General features: G+C 69.1%; 21 protein-coding genes and 1 pseudogene. 14 read left to right on the forward strand and 8 right to left on the reverse strand.

Annotated features, from left to right (window positions below; translation table 11 throughout):
* Nucleotides 1-13: 13 nt before the first annotated feature.
* Nucleotides 14-289 (reverse strand): hypothetical protein, encoded by a 276-nt coding sequence (locus ACS5PM_RS27690; protein ID WP_439391129.1) that lies wholly within the window; start codon nt 287-289, stop codon nt 14-16.
* Nucleotides 290-317: 28 nt separating this feature from the next.
* On the opposite strand from ACS5PM_RS27690, the gene ACS5PM_RS27695 reads away from it, so the two are divergent.
* Nucleotides 318-650, forward strand: a complete 333-nt coding sequence (locus ACS5PM_RS27695; protein WP_439391130.1) for a putative quinol monooxygenase — start codon at nt 318-320, stop codon at nt 648-650.
* Nucleotides 651-707: 57 nt separating this feature from the next.
* On the forward strand, nt 708-959 hold the full coding sequence (locus ACS5PM_RS27700; protein WP_439391131.1) for a hypothetical protein: 252 nt from the start codon (nt 708-710) through the stop codon (nt 957-959).
* 4 nt (nt 960-963) lie between these two features.
* On the opposite strand, the gene ACS5PM_RS27705 is transcribed toward ACS5PM_RS27700, so the two are convergent.
* On the reverse strand, nt 964-1,494 hold the full coding sequence (locus ACS5PM_RS27705) for a hypothetical protein (protein ID WP_439391132.1): 531 nt from the start codon (nt 1,492-1,494) through the stop codon (nt 964-966).
* Nucleotides 1,495-1,677: 183 nt separating this feature from the next.
* On the opposite strand from ACS5PM_RS27705, the gene ACS5PM_RS27710 reads away from it, so the two are divergent.
* Complete coding sequence (locus ACS5PM_RS27710) at nt 1,678-2,085, forward strand: hypothetical protein (protein ID WP_439391133.1); 408 nt, start codon at nt 1,678-1,680, stop codon at nt 2,083-2,085.
* Between the two features lie 5 nt (nt 2,086-2,090).
* Here ACS5PM_RS27710 and ACS5PM_RS27715 read toward each other — a convergent pair whose 3' ends face one another.
* Nucleotides 2,091-2,819, reverse strand: a complete 729-nt coding sequence (locus tag ACS5PM_RS27715; protein WP_439391135.1) for a phosphatase PAP2 family protein — start codon at nt 2,817-2,819, stop codon at nt 2,091-2,093.
* Nucleotides 2,816-3,838, reverse strand: coding sequence for a pirin family protein (locus ACS5PM_RS27720; RefSeq protein ID WP_439391137.1), 1,023 nt, complete (start codon nt 3,836-3,838; stop codon nt 2,816-2,818). Before ACS5PM_RS27720 ends, ACS5PM_RS27715 begins: the two co-directional genes overlap by 4 nt.
* Nucleotides 3,839-4,055: 217 nt before the next feature.
* Between ACS5PM_RS27720 and ACS5PM_RS27725 the strand changes: the two genes are divergently transcribed.
* From ACS5PM_RS27725 to ACS5PM_RS27775, 11 genes and pseudogenes are all read left to right on the forward strand, one after another.
* Nucleotides 4,056-4,496: a PAS domain S-box protein gene (locus ACS5PM_RS27725; RefSeq protein ID WP_439391139.1), complete on the forward strand. Its 441-nt coding sequence runs from the start codon at nt 4,056-4,058 to the stop codon at nt 4,494-4,496.
* 34 nt (nt 4,497-4,530) lie between these two features.
* Nucleotides 4,531-5,781: a formyl-CoA transferase gene (gene frc, locus ACS5PM_RS27730; RefSeq protein ID WP_439391141.1), complete on the forward strand. Its 1,251-nt coding sequence runs from the start codon at nt 4,531-4,533 to the stop codon at nt 5,779-5,781.
* A gap of 121 nt (nt 5,782-5,902) precedes the next feature.
* On the forward strand, nt 5,903-6,211 hold the full coding sequence (locus ACS5PM_RS27735) for an HAD family hydrolase (protein ID WP_439391143.1): 309 nt from the start codon (nt 5,903-5,905) through the stop codon (nt 6,209-6,211).
* 26 nt (nt 6,212-6,237) lie between these two features.
* Nucleotides 6,238-7,077 carry a succinate--CoA ligase subunit alpha gene (locus tag ACS5PM_RS27740; RefSeq protein WP_439391145.1) on the forward strand — a complete coding sequence of 280 codons (840 nt, stop codon included), beginning with the start codon at nt 6,238-6,240 and terminating at the stop codon, nt 7,075-7,077.
* A 27-nt stretch (nt 7,078-7,104) separates the two neighbouring features.
* Nucleotides 7,105-7,878, forward strand: coding sequence for a fumarylacetoacetate hydrolase family protein (locus ACS5PM_RS27745; RefSeq protein ID WP_439391147.1), 774 nt, complete (start codon nt 7,105-7,107; stop codon nt 7,876-7,878).
* A gap of 43 nt (nt 7,879-7,921) precedes the next feature.
* On the forward strand, nt 7,922-8,956 hold the full coding sequence (locus tag ACS5PM_RS27750) for a 2-dehydropantoate 2-reductase (RefSeq protein WP_439391149.1): 1,035 nt from the start codon (nt 7,922-7,924) through the stop codon (nt 8,954-8,956).
* 70 nt (nt 8,957-9,026) lie between these two features.
* Nucleotides 9,027-10,451 (forward strand): pyruvate kinase, encoded by a 1,425-nt coding sequence (pyk, locus tag ACS5PM_RS27755; protein ID WP_439391151.1) that lies wholly within the window; start codon nt 9,027-9,029, stop codon nt 10,449-10,451.
* Complete coding sequence (locus ACS5PM_RS27760) at nt 10,445-11,584, forward strand: Re/Si-specific NAD(P)(+) transhydrogenase subunit alpha (protein ID WP_439391153.1); 1,140 nt, start codon at nt 10,445-10,447, stop codon at nt 11,582-11,584. Before pyk ends, ACS5PM_RS27760 begins: the two co-directional genes overlap by 7 nt.
* A gap of 490 nt (nt 11,585-12,074) precedes the next feature.
* Complete coding sequence (locus ACS5PM_RS27765; protein ID WP_439391154.1) at nt 12,075-12,374, forward strand: NAD(P) transhydrogenase subunit alpha part 2; 300 nt, start codon at nt 12,075-12,077, stop codon at nt 12,372-12,374.
* 2 nt (nt 12,375-12,376) lie between these two features.
* Complete coding sequence (locus ACS5PM_RS27770) at nt 12,377-13,801, forward strand: NAD(P)(+) transhydrogenase (Re/Si-specific) subunit beta (RefSeq protein WP_439391172.1); 1,425 nt, start codon at nt 12,377-12,379, stop codon at nt 13,799-13,801.
* A gap of 2 nt (nt 13,802-13,803) precedes the next feature.
* Nucleotides 13,804-14,736 (forward strand): annotated as a pseudogene (locus ACS5PM_RS27775) (LysR family transcriptional regulator); the annotation flags it as partial.
* Nucleotides 14,737-14,997: 261 nt separating this feature from the next.
* Here the strand turns inward: ACS5PM_RS27775 and ACS5PM_RS27780 are convergent.
* The 4 genes from ACS5PM_RS27780 to gcl form a co-directional block, all read right to left on the reverse strand.
* Nucleotides 14,998-16,233: a glycerate kinase type-2 family protein gene (locus ACS5PM_RS27780; RefSeq protein ID WP_439391155.1), complete on the reverse strand. Its 1,236-nt coding sequence runs from the start codon at nt 16,231-16,233 to the stop codon at nt 14,998-15,000.
* A 110-nt stretch (nt 16,234-16,343) separates the two neighbouring features.
* Complete coding sequence (glxR, locus tag ACS5PM_RS27785) at nt 16,344-17,240, reverse strand: 2-hydroxy-3-oxopropionate reductase (RefSeq protein WP_439391156.1); 897 nt, start codon at nt 17,238-17,240, stop codon at nt 16,344-16,346.
* A gap of 24 nt (nt 17,241-17,264) precedes the next feature.
* Nucleotides 17,265-18,044, reverse strand: a complete 780-nt coding sequence (hyi, locus tag ACS5PM_RS27790; RefSeq protein WP_439391157.1) for a hydroxypyruvate isomerase — start codon at nt 18,042-18,044, stop codon at nt 17,265-17,267.
* An 18-nt stretch (nt 18,045-18,062) separates the two neighbouring features.
* On the reverse strand, nt 18,063-19,859 hold the full coding sequence (gene gcl, locus ACS5PM_RS27795) for a glyoxylate carboligase (RefSeq protein WP_439391158.1): 1,797 nt from the start codon (nt 19,857-19,859) through the stop codon (nt 18,063-18,065).
* Nucleotides 19,860-19,995: the final 136 nt, after the last annotated feature.

Here is a 19,995-nt window from a genome sequence, read left to right on the forward strand (position 1 = left end):
CAGGCTGCCCATGTCACCCGCCCGGCGCAACCCTGGCGTTCGCGACGCTCGCGGCCTGCCCGCAGGCCTGGCGCAGCAAGCCCACGTCGCGGATCTCGATGGCGCCGTAGTCCAGCGCGATGGCTCCCAGGCGCTCCAGTTCGCGCAGCGACTTGTTGGCGCCACCGTAGGCACGCTTGATCGCTCCGCCCAGGACGCCATCGGACGCCCAGCTACATGACTGGTACCGTGATCCCGGTCGATGGCGGCGCCTGCGCCCGTTGAGCCTGGCGCGCCATGTCGACCCCATTCGCCATCCCTTTCCAGGAGACACCGGCATGCTGATCGTCCTCGGCAGTGTCGTCGCGAGAGACGACCACTTCAACGAATCGTTGCGCCTGAGCCAGGAGCACGTGGCCCGCTCGCGGCAGGAGCCCGGCTGCCTGCGGCATGACGTGACGACCGACCCTGGCCATCCCGGGCGCCTCGTCTTCATCGAGCAGTGGGCGAGCGCCGAAGACCTGTTCCGGCATTTCAAGGTGCCGGCCTCGGTGGAGTTCGCACGCTCGATCGCAGCGCTGGCCGCCGTCGAACCCGAGATGAAGGTCTACGAGGCCAGCGAGCTGGCGCTGCCGAAGGCGCCTCGCTCCACCCCCGACGCGGGCCGGTGATGGATCGCCGCACCTTCTCGCTGCTGGCCGGCTCGATGGCGTTGCGACCCTGCAGCGATGTTCGACTTCGTCGCCACTTCGGCACCGCACATCCGCAGCGGCGGGATCGCGCCGCTGGCGGTCACCAGCAGCAAGCGCCTGTCCGACGAACTGGCGGAGGTGATGAATTCGGCCGAGGTCAAGGCGGGCCTGGAGACGGCGGCCAGCTTCCCGATCAACATGCCGCACGAGGCCTTCCAGGACTTCGTCGCGCGCGAGGCCGGCCAGTGGGCGGAGGTGATCCGCAAGTCCGGGGCAAAGCTGGACTGAGGCCCTAGGCCTTCGAGATCGCCTTCAGCTGCGCCTGCAGCTCGCGGAGCTTCTTCTCGAAGTCGGGCTCGTCGCGCCATTGCCGAACCTTGGCGACGATGTCCTCGACGCTGGCCTGCTTCAGCTTCTTGATGTCGGCGACCATCTTCAGGAAGTCGTCGACCGCCTTGTCGCCAGCCTCCTTGCGGAACTCGCCTTCGTGAGCATGAACGAAGGGCTCCAGCACCTCGGTCAGGCGCCCCAGCTGCCGGCCATAGCTGTACTGGCCGCCGATGCGGCGCTCGGCCTGCGGGTCGCTGGAGCCGGCGATGTTGAGGTTGAACAGGCCCACCTGGCCAACAGCTTCGCCCCAGGCGCGGATCCACTGCGTCACGTCGCCGGACAAGGGGGAGCGGGCCTCCAGCGCCCGGGCCAGCGACTGCAGCCAGAGGCCATACAGGTCGGGGTAGGGCTGCGTGGCCGGGGCCGGCGCAGACGAGGCTGCCTGGGCTTCATTCGCGGCGGTGGCGATGGCGGCGGGGCGGGTTGATGCCATGGCTGGGCTCCCTCGGATGTGGTCGTTGAACGTCCATCCTAGGCGGCGTTGTGCAACTGCACAATCGTCGTCCGAGGGACGTGTGCCGATGCGCGAACGGCGGGTCGTCCTACGCAGATTCGCCGTCAGGCGGCGCAGGCTGCCATGCAAGGCTGCACATCTGCAGCCGCACGGCAGGACACCATGGAACGCCAACGCCTTCTTGTCGCCGCCTGCTGGCCGCTGCTCGTGGCCATGCCGGGCCATGCCGCCCAGCCCGCTTCGGCACCGCCTGGCGCTGCGAGCGCCGTCGCCTCCGCGCCGCGCACGGCCAAGCCGGTGAAACGCCCCCTGACCGCGCAGGAACTGCGCGACAGCGCGACCTTCCCCGGCGACCTGCGCCCCGAGGACATGCCGCCGCCACAGGTCACCGTCCCGCTGGGCCGCAAGCCCCCGCCGCCGTCGCCGGCCGAAGCCCGGTCCGCCGAGCAAGGCGCCGCGGCCCCCGGGAAGATCGACGACCGGGTGGCGCGTTGCAAGGCCCTGGCCGATCCTCGCCAGCGCCTGGCCTGCACCCAGGCCCTGGAGGCCAGCGGACCCGCGGCGCGCTGAAAGACTCAGCGGCCCGGTCCCGGCCTGAGCGCGGGAGCCGCCGGCAGCGGCGAATCGATGGACTGCGCAGGATTCACCCGGCCCACGGGCAGCCTGCGCAGCGACAACCATGCATACGCGCTTCCCAGCAGGGCGCCTGCCACCACGTCCAGCACCACGTGCTGCCGGATGGCGACCGTGGACCAGGTGATGGCCAGCACCCAGGCGATGTTGACGAGGTGCAGGGCGAAAGGCACGCGAGCCTCCTTCAGCACGCGCGCCAGCCAGAACGCGGTGAACACCGCGAAGGCCACGTGCATCGACGGACACGCGTTGCCGGAAGCATCCACGCCACGCAGCATCTGGAACGCGCCCGAACTCGGATCGGCGATCTCGACCGGGGGCACGGCCGTCGGCCAGAAGTAGAAGATGCCCAGGCCCGTCAGGCACAGGGCTATCGACCACACGGCATAGACCCGAAGCTGAGCCAAGGTGAGCTGCAGCCCCGGGGCAAAGCCGACGTACAGCCACAGCGACAGGTAGGCGCCCAGCGTCCACGGCTGGAAGGGGATGAGCGCGTCGAGCGCCGTCGTCGGCATGATCGTCACCGGATGGGCCGGGTGGCGAAGAACGTGGAAGTAGCCGACGAAGAACAGCGTGATCACGGCGGTGATGCCGAACAGCTTCAGCGGGAACAGGTGGCGCGCGCGCTGCCAGAGGTCGGCGGGCCAGCGGGCGTCTCGATTCAGGGTCATGGATGCTCGATCTGCCCGTCGCTGCGCCGGGCGAAGCGCACCGCATCGGGTCCATGCACCGGCTCGGGGTCGGGCCAGGGCCAGCCGCCGAACTGGGTGCGCTGGTAGTCTGCAAAGGCCTGCCTGATCTCCTGTTCGGTGTTCATCACGAAGGGGCCGTACTGCATGACTGGCTCGCCGATGGGGCGGCCCTGCAGGAGCAGGAACTCGGCGGTCGATTCGCCTTCGTTGACCAGCTCCACCGGCGCGCCGGGCGCCAGTTCGATGGCGGCAGGGTCCTTCAGGGGCTGGCCCGCGATCGTGACCCGGTCGCCGGCGAAGAAGTAGAGATGGCGGCGCGTGCCCTCGCCCCGGGCGGGGGGCATCGTCCAGCGGGCGCCGGGCTCCAGGCGCAGCGTCCAGATCGCCACGTCGTTTTGCGGCGCGGCGGCCCAGGAATCGGGCGGTGGTGCGGGAGGCGACCCGCTTGCGCCCTCCAGCGGTCCGGCGATGCAGAGGACCTCGGTTCGTGCACCCGAGGCGCTCGTGTCGACCAGGCGCGGCACCTGCGCCGACCAGAACATCGTGAAGTGCGGCTCGGCCATCTTGCTGCGGGCCGGCAGGTTCAGCCAGATCTGGAACAGCTCCAGCGGGTTGGGCGCCTCGGTGTCGAGCAGGGGGAACATCTCGCCGTGGACCACGCCCTTGCCGGCGGTCAGCCACTGCACGTCGCCCTGGCCGTAGCGGGCGGCGGCACCCAGCGAATCGGCGTGGTCTATCCAGCCGCGGCGCACGACCGTCACCGTCTCGAAGCCGCGATGGGGGTGGGGCGGGAAGCCCGGCACGGTGTGCCCGTGGTACATGCGCCAGCCGTCGGCGTTGCTGAAGTCCTGCCCGAGCTGATGCCCCTGCAGCGAGGCGGCGGGGCCGAAGCGGCCGTTGGCCTTCGGGTACGGGTCGTCGTGGTGGACGCAGAAGAGGAAGGGATCCACCGTGGGCCAGGGAAAGCCCAGGGGCTGGATCGAGAGGATCGGGTTCATGCAGGTCTTTCTGGAGGGCTGCCGCTCGTGCCGCAGGCCCCGACCTTACCGCCAAGGCGGGGGCCGGGACGCTCGTCACATATTTTTTGAATCTTGACTCCGGTCAACGGCTTCCAAAGAGGTGCCACCGCACAGTCTTCCCAAGCGATACGCCCCACGAAAACACCTGCCCCGAGCAGGAACGCAGAGGGCGCCTTGGATCGGACAGGAGACTGCAGTGACCTCTTCCATCGATTTCGAACAACTCTTGCGGGGCATGGGCGACGCCGTCGTCGTCAGCAATGCCCAGGGCGCCATCGTGGTGTGGAACGACGCCGCCACTCGCCTTTTCGGCTTCAGCGAGGAAGAGGCGCTGGGGCAGCCGCTGGACCTCATCATCCCCGACCGCCTTCGCGGCCGCCACAACGAAGGCTACGCCAAGACCGTGGCCACCGGCGTCACGCGCTACGGCACCTCGCTGCTGAAGGTGCCGGCACTTCACAAGGACGGCCGCCAGCTCTCGATCGCCTTCACCGTGGCCCTGCTGACCGGCCCGCAGGAAGAGGTGCAGGGCGTGGCCGCCATCATCCGCGACGACACCGCGCGCTTCAACGAGGACCGTGCCATGCGCCGCCGCATCGCCGAGCTCGAGCAGGCCGCCGCGCGCAGCGCCGCCTGACCCCCATTTCGTTGATTGAACCGGAGACCAGGCGATGGACAACAAGGCCCTCAGCGGCGTTCGCATCCTCGATTTCACCCACGTCCAGTCGGGGCCCACGTGCACCCAGCTGCTGGCGTGGCTCGGGGCCGACGTGATCAAGGTGGAAAGGCCCGGCGAAGGCGATGCCACGCGCGGCCAGCTGCGCGACATCCCCGATGCCGACAGCCTCTACTTCACGATGCTCAACCACAACAAGCGCTCGATCACGCTCGATGCCAAGAAGCCCAAGGGCAAGCAGGTGCTGGAGTCGCTGATCAAGCACTGCGACGTGCTGGTCGAGAACTTCGCCCCCGGCGCGATGGAGCGCATGGGCCTGTCGTGGGAGCACATCCAGAAGCTCAACCCGCGCATGATCGTCGGCTCGGTCAAGGGCTTTGGCCCCGGCCGCTACGAGGACTGCAAGGTTTACGAGAACGTGGCGCAGTGCGCTGGCGGCGCGGCGTCGACCACCGGCTTCGACGACGGCCCGCCCGTGGTCAGCGGCGCCCAGATCGGCGACAGCGGCACCGGCCTGCACCTGGCGCTGGGCCTCGTCGCCGCGCTCTACCAGCGCACCCACAGCGGCCGCGGCCAGCGGGTGCTCGCGCCCATGCAGGACGCGGTGCTGAACCTGTGCCGCGTGAAGCTGCGCGACCAGCAGCGGCTGGAGCGAACCCACGTGCTGCAGGAGTACCCGCAATACCCCGACCAGCACTTCGGCGACGCGGTGCCCCGCGCCGGCAACGCCTCCGGCGGCGGCCAGCCGGGCTCGATCCTGAAGTGCAAGGGCTGGGAGACCGATCCCAACGCCTACATCTACTTCATCACGCAGGCGGCCGTCTGGCCGGCGGTGTGCAAGGTGATCGGCGAAGAGAGCTGGATCACCGACGAGGCCTACGCCACGCCGCGCGCCCGGCTGCTGCACCTGAAGCCCATCTTCGCGCGCATCGAGCAGTGGACGATGACCAAGACCAAGTTCGAGGCGATGGAGATCCTCAACGAGTTCGACATCCCCTGCGGCCCCATCCTTTCGATGAAGGAGATCGCCGAGGACCCGTGGCTGCGCCAGAGCGGCACGGTGGTCGAAGTCGAGCACCCCAAGCGGGGCAAGCACCTCACGGTGGGCAACCCGATCAAGCTTTCCGACAGCCCCACCGTGGTCACGCCTGCGCCCCTGCTGGGCGAGCACACCGACGAGGTGCTGCGCGAGCTCGGCTACAGCGCCAGCGACGTGGAGCTGCTGCGCTCGGAAAAGGCCATTTGAAGCTGGTGCGGACCATCACTTCGCGCAGATGGTCCGCATAAAAAGTATTGACTGTCTTTGATCCGAGCGGCCTTCTACATTGACCTGACACCACCGGCGAAACATTGAAGGAGTGATGGTCATGATGAACGATCTGCCCCGCGAACTGGACCACGAAGAACTCGAGCGCAACGCCTACAACGCGGCCTTCTACGAGCTCGGCCTGCGCTGGCACTGGGACAGCCAGACCTACGAGGCGCTGATGCGCTTCAGCCCCCAGCCCGAGGTCCGCATCCGGCACTACCTGCAGACGCAGCACCCGCACCTGCTCCAGGCCTATGACGCGGAGTTCCTCGCGGCTGCGATCCACGAGCGCAAGGCCCAGTACAAGCCCTGCGCCGGCCGCCCCTTCGACTGGTCGCAGACGGCCACGCTGCAACCGGGCGTCTGACGGCCCATCGAACGGAGCCTGCCGCCATGTCCATCCTCGTCAACAAGCGCACCCGCATCGTCGTCCAGGGCCTGGGCGACGACGCGGAGCGGCTGCACATGCCGGCTTGCCTCGGCTATGGGCATGGCCGCCGGTGCTTCGTGGCGGGGGTGGCGCCGTCAATGGCCGGGCGCCTCGTCGACGGCATCCCGATCTTCGAGAACGTGGCCGATGCGCGCGAAGCGACGGGGGCGAACACCTGCGTCGTCTACGCCTCGGCCGGACGCACGGCCGCGGCGATCGAAGAGGCGGCCGAGGCCCGCATGGAGCTCGTCGTGTGCATCAGCAACGGCGTGAGCAAGGACGAGCTGCGCGACGTGCGCGGCCACCTGGAGGCCAGCGGCACGCGGCTGCTGGGACCGGGCTGCGCCGGCCTGGTCACGCCGGCCGAAGTGAAGATCGGCGGCCTGCCGGGTGAAGCCCACCGGCGCGGTCACATCGGCATCATCTCGCGCTCGCTGGGCCTCACCGCCCTGGCGGCGCGCCAGCTCGTGCAGTTCGGCCTGGGCACCTCCACTGCGGTGGGCCTGGCCGAGGATCACCACGAGCCCACGCACCTGGAGCTGCTCAAGCTCTTCGAGCAGGACCCGGCCACCGACGCCGTGCTGCTCATAGGCCCCATCGACGAAGCGAGCGAAGCCGCATGCGCGGCGTGGATCCGCGCCGGCGCGCACAAGCCGCTGGTGGGCTACATCGACGAAGCCGATCCCGCGCGGGCCCAGCGCACCCGCCTGCAGGACTGCGGCGTGCACATGACGCGCAACCCCGCGATGCTGGGGGAGCTCACCGCGTCGGTGGTCGACACGCGCTGGCTGCCTTTCGACTGAATTCTTTCAAGCAATCAAAGGCAACCCATGCAAACGCGCTGGATCCGCTATCGCCTCGACGGCATCGACTCCTTCGGAACGCTCCACGGCGACCGGGTGCTCGAACACCGCGGGGACTTCTTCGGCGACAACGAGCCCACCGGCCGCAGCGCCGGCCTCGAGCAGGTGCAGGTGCTGATGCCTGTGCAGCCGACCAAGGTCATCGCGCTGTGGAACAACTTCGGCCAGCTGCGCGAGAAGCTGCAGCTGGCCTATCCGGAAGAGCCGCTGTACCTGCTGAAGTCGCCCAACTCGTGGAGCGCCCATGGCGCGCCCATCCCGCTGCCTCGCGGCGGCGGCAAGGTGGCGTTCGAAGGCGAGCTCGGCATCGTGATCGGCCGGCCCTGCACGGCGGTGACCGAGAGCGAGGCGATGGCCTTCGTGTTCGGCTACACGGTGGGCAACGACGTCACCGTGTCCGACATCCTCTTCCGCGATGCGTCCTTCGCGCAGTGGACGCGGGCCAAGGGCCTGGACGGCTTCTGCCCGCTGGGCCCCGTGGTGGCCAGCGGCCTGGACCCGGCGGCGCTCAGCGTGAAGACGCTGCTCGACGGCCAGGTGCGCCAGCACTACCCCATCAGCGACATGACCTTCAGCGTGGCCCAGCTCGTGAGCCGCATCTCCCTCGACATGACCCTGCTGCCGGGCGACGTGATCCTGTGCGGCACGTCGGTCGGCGTCGGCTCGATGAAGCCGGGCAGCCTGGTCGAGGTGGAGATCGAGGGCATAGGCCGGCTGTCGAATCGCTTCGGCCAGGCCTGAGCCTGCGCCGCGCCCCGGTTTCTCCAACTCGAGGATTCCACCCATGAAGATCGCCATCATCGGCGCGGGGGCCATTGGCGGCCTCGTCGGCGCCAAGCTTGCCCTGGCGGGCGAGGACGTCACCTTCATCGTGCGCGGCCGCAACCTGAGCGCGATCCGCGACCGCGGCATCCGCCTGGTCACGGCCGACGGCCACGAGCACACCGCCCTGCACGTGCAGGCCACCGACGACTACGCGGCTGCCGGCCCGCAGGACGTGGTCGTGCTGGCCATGAAGGCGCACCAGCTGGAGCCGGTGATCGCCTCGCTGCCTCACCTGCTGGGCCCCGACACCATCATCGTGCCGATGCAGAACGGCATCCCGTACTGGTACTTCCAGAAGCAGCACGGGCCGTACGAAGGCGCACACGTCGACAGCGTGGATCCGCAGGGCCGCATCGCCGCGGCCATCGACCCGGCGCGCGTGCTGGGCTGCGTGGTCTACCCGGCCTCCGAGCTGATGGCGCCGGGCGTGGTGCGCCACATCGAGGGCGACCGCTTCCCGCTGGGGGAGCTCGACGGCAGCGTCAGCGAGCGCGCGCAGAGCGTGTCGGCCTGCTTCGCCAACGCCGGCTTCAAGGCACCGGTGCTGGAGGACATCCGCGCCGAGGTGTGGCTCAAGCTGTGGGGCAACCTCACCTTCAACCCGGTGAGCAGCCTGACCCACGCCACCTTGGTCGACATCTGCCAGTTCCCGCTGACGCGCGAGCTGGCGGCCAACATGATGCGCGAGGCCCAGGCCGTGGCGCACAAGCTCGGCATCAGCTTCCGCGTGCCGCTGGAAAAGCGAATCGCCGGCGCCGAGAAGGTCGGCAAGCACAAGACCTCGATGCTGCAGGACGTGGAGGCCGGCCGCGAGCTCGAGATCGATGCCTTGCTCGGCTCGGTGGTCGAACTCGCGCGCTTGACGGACACGCCCACGCCGCACATGGACAGCGTCTATGCGCTGGTGAAGCTGCTCGCCCGCACGATGCAGGAGCAGGGCGGGCATGTGCGATTGCATGGGGCCGCCGCACAAGCCGAGGCGAGGGCGGCATGAGCCCCGCCCGGCCGCCCGTAGGGGCGCATTCCCTCTCGGAGGGATCGGCCGCAGGCCGTAGGGAGCAGACATGAGGCGCGCCAGGAACACCAAGATCGTCGCCACGCTCGGGCCGGCGAGCTCGGACGAGGCGATGCTGCGCGCGCTGTTCGAGCAGGGCGTCGACGTCTTCCGCCTCAACTTCAGCCACGGCACGCAGGACGACCACGCCCGCCGCCTGGCCGCCATCCGGCGGCTGGAGCAGCAGTACCAGCGCCCCATCGGCGTGCTGCTGGACCTGCAGGGCCCCAAGCTGCGCGTGGGCACCTTCGAGGGCGGCCAAGCCGTGCTGGACCAGGGCGCGGCCTTCCGGCTGGACATGGATCCGACACCCGGCGATTCACGCCGCGCCTTCCTGCGTCACCCCGAGATCTTCGCCGCGCTCGCCGAGGGCACCGAGCTGCTGCTCGACGACGGCAAGCTGCGCCTGCGCGTCGAGCGGCATGGAGCCGACTTCGCCGAGACGCGGGTGCTGGTCGGTGGCACCCTTTCCGATCGCAAGGGCGTGAACGTGCCGAGCGTCGTGCTGCCGTTGTCGCCGCTCACGCCCAAGGACCGTGACGATCTCGCCTTCGGGCTGCAGCTCGGGGTCGACTGGGTGGCGCTGTCCTTCGTGCAGCGACCCGAGGACATCGTCGAGGCGCGCGAGATCATCGGCGACCGCGCCTGGATCATGGCCAAGATCGAGAAGCCGGCAGCGATGGACCAGCTGGACGGCATCGTCGACCTGTGCGATGGCCTGATGGTGGCCCGCGGCGACCTGGGCGTCGAGCTGCCGCCCGAGCGCGTGCCCGAGATGCAGCGCCGCATCGTGCAGGCCTGCCGCCGCGCGGGCAAGCCGGTGGTGGTGGCCACGCAGATGCTGGAGTCCATGATCCAGTCGCCGGCGCCGACGCGCGCCGAGGTCTCCGACGTGGCCAATGCGGTCTACGAAGGCGTCGATGCGGTGATGCTCTCGGCCGAGTCGGCGTCGGGCCGCTACCCGAAGGAGGCGGTGGCGATGATGGACCGCATCATCGCCCGGGTGGAGGCGAGCCCGACCTATCGCCCCGGCCTGGAGGCGACGCACCAGCCGCCGCAGGCCACCACCGCCGATGCCGTGTGTGCCGCGCTGGGGCAGGTGGCCGAGCTGCTGCGGCCGGCGGCGACCGTGACCTACACGGCCTCCGGCTTCAGCGCTCTGCGCGCTGCACGCGAGCGGCCCGCGGTGCCGTTGCTGAGCCTCACCCCTTCGCAGGCCACGGCACGCCGGCTCGCCATGGCCTGGGGCGTGCACGCAGTGCGGGTCGAGGACGACGTCCACGACGTCGGCGAGATGCTGCAGCGCGCGGGCCGGACGGCGCAGGCCGAAGGCTTTGCGGCGGAGGGTGACGACATCGCGATCGTCGCCGGCCTGCCCTTCGGGCGTGCCGGCAGCACCAACTTCCTGCACGTGCACCGGGTCGCGCCATGCTGATCGGCATCCCTCGCGAGACCTGGCCCGGCGAGACGCGCGTGGCGCTCACGCCCGAGACGGCGAAGAAGCTCGGCGCGCTGGGCCATGTGTTGCGCCTGGAGGCCGGCGCCGGCGAGGCCGCGAGCCTGCCGGACGTGGCCTACCAGGCGGTGGGCGTGGAGATCACCGACCGCGCCGGGGCCTTCGGTGGCGAGCTGGTGCTGAAGGTGCGTTCGCCTTCGGCTGAAGAGCTGCCGTTGATGAAGGCGGGCACGGTGCTGGTGGGCATGCTCAATCCTTTCGACAAGCCGGGGCTGCAGCGGCTGCAGGCGGCGGGCGTCACGGCGTTCGCGCTGGAGGCCGCACCGCGAACGACGCGTGCCCAGTCCATGGACGTGCTGAGCAGCCAGGCCAACATCGCCGGCTACAAGGCCGTGCTGCTGGCCGCTCATCACCACAAGCGCTTCTTCCCGATGCTGATGACCGCGGCGGGCACGGTGAAGGCTGCACGCGTCGTGATCCTCGGCGTGGGCGTGGCGGGCTTGCAGGCCATTGCGACGGCGAAGCGGCTGGGCGCGGTGATCGAGGCTTCGGACGTCCGGCCCTCGGTGAAGGAGCAGGTCGAGTCGCTCGGCGCCAGGTTCATCGACGTGCCCTGCGAGACCGAGGAAGAGAAGGAAGCCGCGTTGGGGCAGGGTGGCTACGCCAAGCCGATGCCGGCTTCGTGGCTCGCGCGCCAGCAGCTCGAGGTGGCGAAGCGGGTGGCCCAGGCCGACGTGGTGATCACCACCGCCCTCATCCCCGGCCGGCCCGCGCCGCGGCTCGTGACCGAGGACATGGTGCAGGCCATGAAGCCGGGGTCGGTCATCGTCGACATCGCCGCTCCGGCCGGTGGCAACTGCGCGCTCACGGTGCCTGGCGAGACGGTGGTGCGCCACGGCGTCACGCTGGTCGGCGAGGCCAACCTGCCGGCGCTGATGGCTGCCGATGCGAGCGCGCTCTACGCCCGCAACGTCCTCGACTTCCTCAAGCTCATCCTCACGAAGGAGGGTGGGCTGCAGGTGCCGGTGGACGACGACATCGTGGCGGCGTGCCTGGTGGCGCGGCCGGCCGTCGCGGCGGTGCCGGCGGATGATGCGCTGAGCACGGCATGAGCACCGCCGTTCACCCTTGGCTTGGGCCCGTGCCTCCGTCCGTTCAGGGGCCTGCAGCTTCGACAGGCTCAGCCCGAACGGACGGAGATGTGCCGGGCCTTCAGTTTCCATTTCCCCTGAGGTGGGCGCAGGGCCTTCGACAGGCTCAGGCCGAACGGGGAGGGGAACCCGGGTCCGCACACCTTCACCCGTTCACCGCGCCTCCTCTTCCGTTCACCCTGAGCTTGTCGAAGGGCCCCACCTCCAACCGTTCATCCGAGCCTCCCATCTCCCGTTCGCCCTGAGCTTGTCGAAGGGTCCCGATCATCCTGAGCCTGTCGAAGGGCCCATACCACCATCCGTTAGAGGGCGTGCAGCTTCGACAGGCTCAGCCCGAACGGTTGGTGGGTGCCGAAGGGCCTTCGACAGGCTCAGGCAGAACGGGCAGGGGGCAGACCGATCGGGGCGACGGCCTCAGGCCGAACGGGGGAGTGAACAGAGAACCGAAACCATGGACATCGTCAGTCCCACCATCACCAACCTCATCGTCTTCGTGCTCGCCATCTACGTGGGCTACCACGTGGTGTGGACGGTCACGCCGGCCTTGCACACGCCGCTCATGGCGGTCACCAACGCCATCTCGGCCATCGTCATCGTCGGTGCCATGCTGGCCGCGGCGCTGACCGAGACCTGGCTGGGCCGCAGCATGGGCGTGGCGGCCGTCGCTTTGGCCGCCGTCAACGTCTTCGGCGGCTTCCTCGTCACCCGCCGCATGCTGGAGATGTTCAAGAAGAAGGAGCGCCGAGCATGAGCATGAGCATGAATCTCGTGACGCTGCTCTACCTCACGGCGAGCGTCTGCTTCATCCAGGCCCTGAAAGGCCTGTCGCATCCCACCACCTCGATCCGCGGCAACGTCTTCGGCATGACGGGCATGGCGATCGCCGCGCTCACCACCGCGGCGCTGATCGTCAAGCTGGCCGGCGGGCATGCGCTCGGCCTGGGCTACGTGCTGATCGGCCTGCTGGTCGGCGGCACCGCGGGCGCCGTCATGGCCAGGCGCGTCGAGATGACCAAGATGCCGGAGCTGGTCGCCTTCATGCACAGCATGATCGGCCTGGCGGCGGTGTTCATCGCCGTGGCCGCGGTGGCCGAGCCCTCGGCACTGCTGAGCGGCCTGCAAGCCGGCGAGCCCATCCCCGCGGGGAACCGGCTGGAGCTCTTCCTGGGCGCCGCCATCGGGGCGATCACCTTCTCGGGCTCGGTCATCGCCTTCGGCAAGCTCTCGGGCCGCTACAAGCTTCGCTGGTTCCAGGGCACGCCGGTCTCGTTCAAGGGGCAGCACGCGCTCAACCTCGCGCTGGGTCTCGCCACCGTCGGCCTGGGCCTGGTCTTCATGGGCACGCAGCACCCGCTGGCCTTCGGCCTGATGCTGGCATTGAGCTTCGTGCTGGGGCTGCTCATCATCATCCCGATCGGCGGGGCGGACATGCCGGTGGTGGTGTCCATGCTCAACAGCTACTCGGGCTGGGCCGCGGCCGGCATCGGCTTCTCGCTGGGCAACCCGATGCTCATCATCGCGGGCTCGCTGGTCGGCTCCTCGGGCGCGATCCTGAGCTACATCATGTGCAAGGCGATGAACCGCTCGTTCTTCAGCGTGATCCTCGGCGGCTTCGGCGGCGAGGCTGGCGCGGCGCAGGGCGAGGCGGTGCAGCGTCCGGTCAAGAGCGGCAGCCCGGACGACGCGGCCTTCATCCTCGGCAATGCCGAGAGCGTGATCATCGTTCCGGGCTACGGCCTGGCGGTGGCGCGTGCGCAGCATGCGGTCAAGGAGCTGGCGCAGAAGCTCACCGACAAAGGCATCAAGGTCAAGTACGCCATCCACCCCGTCGCCGGCCGCATGCCCGGCCACATGAACGTGCTGCTGGCCGAGGCCGAGGTGCCCTACGACCAGGTCCACGAGATGGAGGACATCAACGCCGAGTTCGGCCAGGCCGACGTGGCGGTGATCCTCGGTGCCAACGACGTGGTGAACCCGGCCGCGCTGCAGAAGGGCTCGCCCATCTACGGCATGCCCATCCTGGAGGCCTACAAGGCCAAGACGATCATCGTCAACAAGCGCTCCATGGCCGCGGGCTACGCGGGGCTCGACAACGAGCTGTTCTACATGGACAAGACGATGATGGTGTTCGGGGATGCGAAGAAGGTGGTCGAGGACGCGGTGAAGGCCGTGGAGTAGGAATGAAGAACGCCACGCTTCGGCAGCTCAAGGTCTTCGAAGCGGTGGCGCGGCACCTGAGCTACTCGCGAGCAGCCGAGGAGCTGCACCTCACGCAGCCCGCCGTGTCCACGCAGGTGGGCAAGCTCGAGGAGCATGCGGGCCACACGCTGTTCGAGCAGTTCGGCAAGAAGATCTACCTCACGCAGGCCGGCGCCGAGCTGCTGCAGATCAGCCGCACCATCATCCAGCAGTTCGAGCAGGCAGAAGCCGCGATGGCGCACATCCGTGGCGTGTGCGGCGGCCGGCTGAACGTGGGGGTGATCAGCGCGGGCGACTACTTCTTCCCGCGGCTGCTGGTGCAATTCCTGGGCCGCCACCACGGCGTGACGCTCAACTTCACGGTGCACAACCGCGAGGAGCTGCTGGCCCACATCGCCGAGAACCTGACCGACCTCGCGATCATGGTGAGGCCGCCCACCGACCTCGACACGCTGAACCAGGCCTTCGCGCCGCACCCCTACGTGATCGTCGCGCCGCCGGCGCACCCGATGGTGACGCGGCGGGGGATCCCGACGGCGGAAGTCATGCGCCAGCCCTTCGTGGTGCGAGAGCGCGGCTCGGACACCTGGCGCTCGATGTGCGAGGGCTTCGGCGGCGACCTGACAGGTCTGAACGTGGCGATGGAGATCCGCAGCACCGAGACCATCAAGCAGGCGGTGATGGCGGGCTTCGGACTGAGCTTCCTGTCGGCCCACACGGTGAGCCGCGAATTGCAGAGCGGCCAGCTGCGGGCGCTCGATGTTCAGGGCTTCCCCCTGATGCTTCACTGGTACCTGGTGCACCGGCGCACCAAGCGCCTGCCGCCGGTGGCTCAGGCGTTCAAGGATTTCCTGCTGAGGGAGGGCGCGTCGCTGATCGGGCAGTTCGTGCCCTGGACGGCCCCCGAGAGCGGATCAGCGGCGGAAGGCTTCGAGCACGGCGCGCTTGTGGGCGCGCTGGCGCAGCAGCTCGCGGGCGGCGCGGTAGAAAATGACGATGGGCATCGCTGCGACGAGTTCGTTCCAGGTCTCGGAACCGGCGCTCGGGGCAGCGAGGGGCTTGGCGGTCGTGACGGCTGAATTCATGGCTGGTATTCGACGAGGAGCGGGACTGAGTCCATTCTAGGGAAAACCCTAGATCACTCGCTTGACCTTGCGCATGAATTCCTTCGCGAGTCAGGGCCCTTCGACGAGGATCGCCCGGAAGTCATTGACGTTGGTCCTCGTCGGCCCCGTGACCACCGACTGACCCAGCGCCTGGAAGAAGCCGTGGCCGTCGTTGCGGGCCAGCGCCTCGCGCGGCTTCAGGCCCAGCTCGACAGCGCGGGCCAGGGTGTCCGGCCCGATGACCGCGCCGGCGATGTCGACGCTGCCGTCGACTCCATCGGTGTCGCCGGCCAGCGCATGGATGCGCGGTTGGCCATGGAGCGCGATGGCGGTGGACAGCAGGCATTCGACATTGCGCCCGCCGCGGCCAGGACCGCGCACCGTGACGGTCGTCTCGCCGCCTGAAAGCAGCACGCAAGGCGCCGTGAACGGCTGCCCGCGCAGGGCCACCTGGCGCGCAATACCGGCCAGTACGGTGCCCACGTCGCGCGCCTCGCCCTCGATCGCGTCGCCGAGGATGTGGGCGGCGAAGCCGGCACGGTGGGCGACGTCGGCGGCCGCCTCGAGTGCCCTCTGCGGGGTGGCGATGAACTCGTAGCGTGCCCCCGCGAGCCGCGGATCACCAGGCTTGACCGATTCGCCACGTCCGTTCTCCAGCACCTCGCGCAGCGCCGGGGGCAGCTCGATGCCGTGCCGGTCGACGATGGCCAGCGCATCGGCGCAGGTCGTCGCGTCGGCCACCGTCGGGCCCGAGGCGATGTCGCCCGGCTGGTCGCCGGGGACGTCGGAGATGGCCAGCGTCAGCACGCGGGCCGGGTGGCAGGCCGCGGCGAGGCGCCCACCCTTGATCGCCGACAGGTGCCGGCGAACGCAGTTCATCTCGGAGATGGTCGCGCCGCAGGCGAGCAGGGCGCGGTTGAGCGCCTGCTTGTCCTGCAGGGTCACGCCGGGCACGGGCAGCGGCAGCAGCGCCGAGCCGCCGCCGGAGATGAGGCACAGCACCAGGTCGTCCGCCGTCAGGCCCTGCACCAGTGCCAGCATGCGCTCGGCGGCGCGCAGGCCGGCGGCATCCGGCACCGGGTGCGCCGCCTCGACGATCTCGATGTGCTCGCAGCCCGCGCCGTAGCCGTAGCGCGTGACCACCAGGCCCGACAGCGGCCCGCGCCAATGCCGCTCCACCGCTCGCGCCATCGCCGCCGAGGCCTTGCCGGCGCCTATGACCAGGAGCCGCCCGCGTGGCGGCTCGGGCAGGTGAAGCGGGACGCAGACGTCGGGCTGGGCCGAGGCGATCGCCGCGTCGAACATCCGGCGCAGCAAATCTGCTGGAGGAATGCGCTCAAGGAACGCAGGGCCGCTCCCAAGTTCCTTGACCCCCTCGGGGGCCGGGCCGGGCGGCAGCTCGGACCTCGGGGCCGTCATCCGCCGATCTCGAAGTTGGCCAGCTTCTCCAGCGCCCGCACCATCGCCGAGTGATCCCAGCCCTTGCCACCGTGGGCGCTACAGGCGTTGAACAGCTCCTGCGCCGTCGCCGTGTTGGGCAGCGAGACGCCGAGCGCGCGGGCGCTGGAAAGCGCCAGGTTCAGGTCCTTCTGGTGCAGCTCGATGCGGAAGCCCGGGTCGAAGGTGCGCTTGATCATGCGCTCGCCATGCACCTCGAGGATGCGGCTCGAAGCGAAGCCTCCCATCAGCGCCGCGCGCACCTTGGCCGGGTCGGCGCCGGCGCGTGCGGCGAAGAGCAGGGCTTCAGCGACGGCTTCGATGTTGAGCGCCACGATGATCTGGTTGGCGACCTTGGCCGTCTGGCCATCGCCATTGCCGCCGACGAGCGTGATGTTCTTGCCCATCAGCTCGAACAGCGGCTTGACCTTGGCGAACACCGCCTCGTCGCCGCCAACCATGATGGACAGCGTCGCGTTCTTGGCCCCCACCTCGCCGCCGGAGACGGGCGCGTCCAGGTAGTCGCAGCCGATGGCGTTGATCTTCTTCGCAAACTCCTTGGTGGCGATGGGCGAGATGGAGCTCATGTCCACCACCACCTTGCCCTTGGTGAGGCCGGAGGCGAGGCCGCTCTCGTCGAACAGCACCTTCTCGACGTCCGGCGTGTCGGGGACCATGACGAAGATGATGTCGGCCCGTTCGGCCACGCCGCGCACGCTGACGCACTGGGTGGCGGTGCTGTCGGCAATCGAAGGCGGGATCTTGCCGATGGTGTTGACGAAGAGCTGGTGGCCGGCGGCGATGAGGTGGCCCGCCATCGGCGTGCCCATGGTGCCCAGGCCGACGAAGCCGATCTTCAGGGGTTGCTTGGTCATGGAATGCAGTCCTTTGTCGAAGGTTCAGAGCGCCATCTGCTGGCGCCAGCCCAGGCCGGCCTCGGTGGTGCCGGCGGGCTTGTACTCGCAGCCGATCCAGCCTTCGTAGCCGATGTCGTCCAGCAGCTTGAAGAGGAAGGGGTAGTTGATCTCGCCGGTGCCGGGCTCGTGGCGACCGGGGTTGTCGGCCAGCTGCACGTGGGCGATGCGCGAGAGATGCTTGCGCAGCGTGGCGGCCAGCTCGCCCTCGGTACGCTGCGCGTGGTAGATGTCGTACTGAACGAACAAGTTAGGTTCTCCGACCTCGTCCAGGATGCCCAACGCCTGGTCGGTGCGGTGCAGGTAGAAGCCGGGGATGTCGTAGCGATTGATCGGCTCGATCAGCAGGCGCAGGTCCGCGCCCGCCAGCTTGCGGGCGGCGTAGCGCAGGTTGGCGACGAAGGTGGAGCGCAGGGCGTCCTCGGGCACGCCGGCGGGTGCCTTGCCGGCCAGGCAGTTCAGCTGCTTCACGCCGAGCACCTTGGCGTAGGCGATGGCGCGGTCCACGCCGGCGCGGAACTCCTCCACCCGGTCGGGATGGCAGGCGATGCCGCGCTCGCCGCCGTCCCAGTCGCCGGCCGGCAGGTTGTGCAGCACCAGCTGCAGGCGGTTGGCGTCCAGGCGCGACTTGATCTCCTCGGCCGTCCAGCCGTAGGGGAAGAGGAACTCCACGGCCGTGAAGCCGGCTCGGGCCGCGCGCTCGAAGCGCTCGAGGAACGGCACCTCGTTGAACAGCATGGTCAGGTTGGCGGCGAAACGGGGCATGACCGGTCTCCTTTCAGTTCAGGCCAGAAGCCCAGCCAGCTCCAGGCCCTTGATGCCTTCCGGATGGCGGCAATCGATGTCCTCGAACTCGCGCACGTTGTCGATCTCGGTGCCCATCGCGATGTTGGTCACCTTCTCGAGGATCACCTCGACGACCACCGGCACCGAGAACTCGCGCGCCATGGACTGGGCCTGGACGAGCGCGCCCTGGATCTTCTCCGGGTCGGTCACGCGGAGCGACTTGCAACCCAGGCCCTGCACGACGGCCTGGTGGTCGACGCCGTAGCCGCGCAGGTCGCCGTCCTCGTCCGACATGTTCTGGTTCTCGAAGGCCAGCTGCACGCAGTAGTCCATGTCGAAGTTGCGTTGCGCCTGGCGGATGAGCCCGAGGTAGCTGTTGTTCACCAGCACGTGCACATAGGGCAGGCGGAACTGCGCGCCGACCGCCAGCTCCTCGATCAGGAACTGGAAGTCGTAGTCGCCCGACAGGCCGACCACCATCTGCGTCGGATCGGCCGCCACCACGCCGAGCGCGGCGGGGATGGTCCAGCCGAGCGGCCCGGCCTGGCCGCAGTTGATCCAGCGGCGCGGCCCGTACACGTGCAGGAACTGCGCGCCGGCGATCTGCGAAAGGCCGATGGTGGTGACGTAGGTGGTGTCGCGCGGGAAGGCCGCGTTCATCTCCTCGTACACCCGCATCGGCTTGATGGGGGCCTCGGTGTAGTGGCTCTTGCGCAGCATCAGGCGCTTGCGCTCGGCGCAGCGGCTGGACCAGTCGGAGTAGTCGCCCAGCGTGCCGGCGGCCTTGCGTTCGCGCGCCACCTCGACGAAGAGCTCCAGCGCGGCTTTCGCATCGCTCACGATGCCGAAGTCGGGCATGAAGACCCGGCCGATCTGCGTGGGCTCGATGTCCACGTGGACGAACTTGCGGCCCTTGGTGTACGTCTCCACCGAGCCCGTGTGGCGGTTGGCCCAGCGGTTGCCGATGCCCAGCACGAAGTCGCTCGCGAGCATCGTCGCGTTGCCGTAGCGGTGGCTGGTCTGCAGGCCGCACATGCCGGCCATCAGAGGGTGGTCATCGGGGATCGTGCCCCAGCCCATGAGGGTGGGGATCACCGGCACGCCGGTGAGCTCGGCGAACTCCTGCAGCAGCGCGCTCGCATCGGCGTTGATGATGCCGCCGCCGGCGACGATGAGCGGCCTCTCGGCCGCGGCCAGCATGTCCAGCGCCTTCTCGATCTGCTTGCGCGTCGCCGCGGGCTTGTAGACCGGCAGCGGCTCGTAGGTCTCGATGTCGAACTCGATCTCGGCCATCTGCACGTCGAAGGGCAGGTCGATCAGCACCGGGCCCGGGCGGCCCGAGCGCATCAGGTGGAAGGCCTGCTGGAAGGCGCGCGGCACCTGCGCCGGCTCGCGCACGGTGACGGCCCACTTGGTCACCGGCTTGGCGATGGACTCGATGTCGACCGCCTGGAAGTCCTCCTTGTACAGCCTGGCGCGCGGCGCCTGGCCAGTGATGCACAGGATGGGGATGGAATCCGCGCCGGCCGAGTACAGGCCGGTGATCATGTCGGTGCCCGCGGGGCCCGAGGTGCCGATGCACACGCCGATGTTGCCGGCTCGCGCCCTCGTGTAGCCCTCGGCCATGTGCGACGCGCCCTCGACGTGGCGCGCCAGGATGTGGCTGATGGTCTGCCGCTCGCGCAGGGCGGCGTACATCGGGTTGATAGCCGCGCCCGGCACGCCGAAGGCCTGCGTGACGCCCTCTTTTTCCATCACCAGAACCGCGGCCATCACGGCCTTCATCTTCGCCATCTCGTGCCTCCTGCGGCCTTGATCGGCCAGGTTTCGATTGGGGCGAATGGTCCGGTGGCGTGCAGCATTTCGCTGTTGACCGCAGTCAAGACTTGAAGAAAGTGCCATTCGTCACGAGGGACCGGTTCGGGGGTTT

The organism is Ideonella flava (assembly GCF_051857595.1).
GTDB lineage: Bacteria > Pseudomonadota > Gammaproteobacteria > Burkholderiales > Burkholderiaceae_C > Ideonella.

Bases quoted from the DNA above. Each gene is read 5' to 3' on its own strand.
- gcl (WP_439391158.1), bottom strand. From the start codon at position 19,859: ATGGCGAAGATGAAGGCCGTGATGGCCGCGGTTCTGGTGATGGAAAAA.
- ACS5PM_RS27780 (WP_439391155.1), bottom strand. From the start codon at position 16,233: ATGTTCGACGCGGCGATCGCCTCGGCCCAGCCCGACGTCTGCGTCCCG.
- ACS5PM_RS27720 (WP_439391137.1), bottom strand. From the start codon at position 3,838: ATGAACCCGATCCTCTCGATCCAGCCCCTGGGCTTTCCCTGGCCCACG.
- ACS5PM_RS27745 (WP_439391147.1), top strand. From the start codon at position 7,105: ATGCAAACGCGCTGGATCCGCTATCGCCTCGACGGCATCGACTCCTTC.
- pyk (WP_439391151.1), top strand. From the start codon at position 9,027: ATGAGGCGCGCCAGGAACACCAAGATCGTCGCCACGCTCGGGCCGGCG.
- frc (WP_439391141.1), top strand. From the start codon at position 4,531: ATGGACAACAAGGCCCTCAGCGGCGTTCGCATCCTCGATTTCACCCAC.
- ACS5PM_RS27715 (WP_439391135.1), bottom strand. From the start codon at position 2,819: ATGACCCTGAATCGAGACGCCCGCTGGCCCGCCGACCTCTGGCAGCGC.
- ACS5PM_RS27710 (WP_439391133.1), top strand. From the start codon at position 1,678: ATGGAACGCCAACGCCTTCTTGTCGCCGCCTGCTGGCCGCTGCTCGTG.
- ACS5PM_RS27705 (WP_439391132.1), bottom strand. From the start codon at position 1,494: ATGGCATCAACCCGCCCCGCCGCCATCGCCACCGCCGCGAATGAAGCC.
- hyi (WP_439391157.1), bottom strand. From the start codon at position 18,044: ATGCCCCGTTTCGCCGCCAACCTGACCATGCTGTTCAACGAGGTGCCG.
- ACS5PM_RS27735 (WP_439391143.1), top strand. From the start codon at position 5,903: ATGATGAACGATCTGCCCCGCGAACTGGACCACGAAGAACTCGAGCGC.
- ACS5PM_RS27695 (WP_439391130.1), top strand. From the start codon at position 318: ATGCTGATCGTCCTCGGCAGTGTCGTCGCGAGAGACGACCACTTCAAC.
- ACS5PM_RS27765 (WP_439391154.1), top strand. From the start codon at position 12,075: ATGGACATCGTCAGTCCCACCATCACCAACCTCATCGTCTTCGTGCTC.
- ACS5PM_RS27750 (WP_439391149.1), top strand. From the start codon at position 7,922: ATGAAGATCGCCATCATCGGCGCGGGGGCCATTGGCGGCCTCGTCGGC.
- ACS5PM_RS27740 (WP_439391145.1), top strand. From the start codon at position 6,238: ATGTCCATCCTCGTCAACAAGCGCACCCGCATCGTCGTCCAGGGCCTG.
- ACS5PM_RS27690 (WP_439391129.1), bottom strand. From the start codon at position 289: ATGGGGTCGACATGGCGCGCCAGGCTCAACGGGCGCAGGCGCCGCCAT.
- ACS5PM_RS27760 (WP_439391153.1), top strand. From the start codon at position 10,445: ATGCTGATCGGCATCCCTCGCGAGACCTGGCCCGGCGAGACGCGCGTG.
- ACS5PM_RS27700 (WP_439391131.1), top strand. From the start codon at position 708: ATGTTCGACTTCGTCGCCACTTCGGCACCGCACATCCGCAGCGGCGGG.
- glxR (WP_439391156.1), bottom strand. From the start codon at position 17,240: ATGACCAAGCAACCCCTGAAGATCGGCTTCGTCGGCCTGGGCACCATG.
- ACS5PM_RS27770 (WP_439391172.1), top strand. From the start codon at position 12,377: ATGAGCATGAATCTCGTGACGCTGCTCTACCTCACGGCGAGCGTCTGC.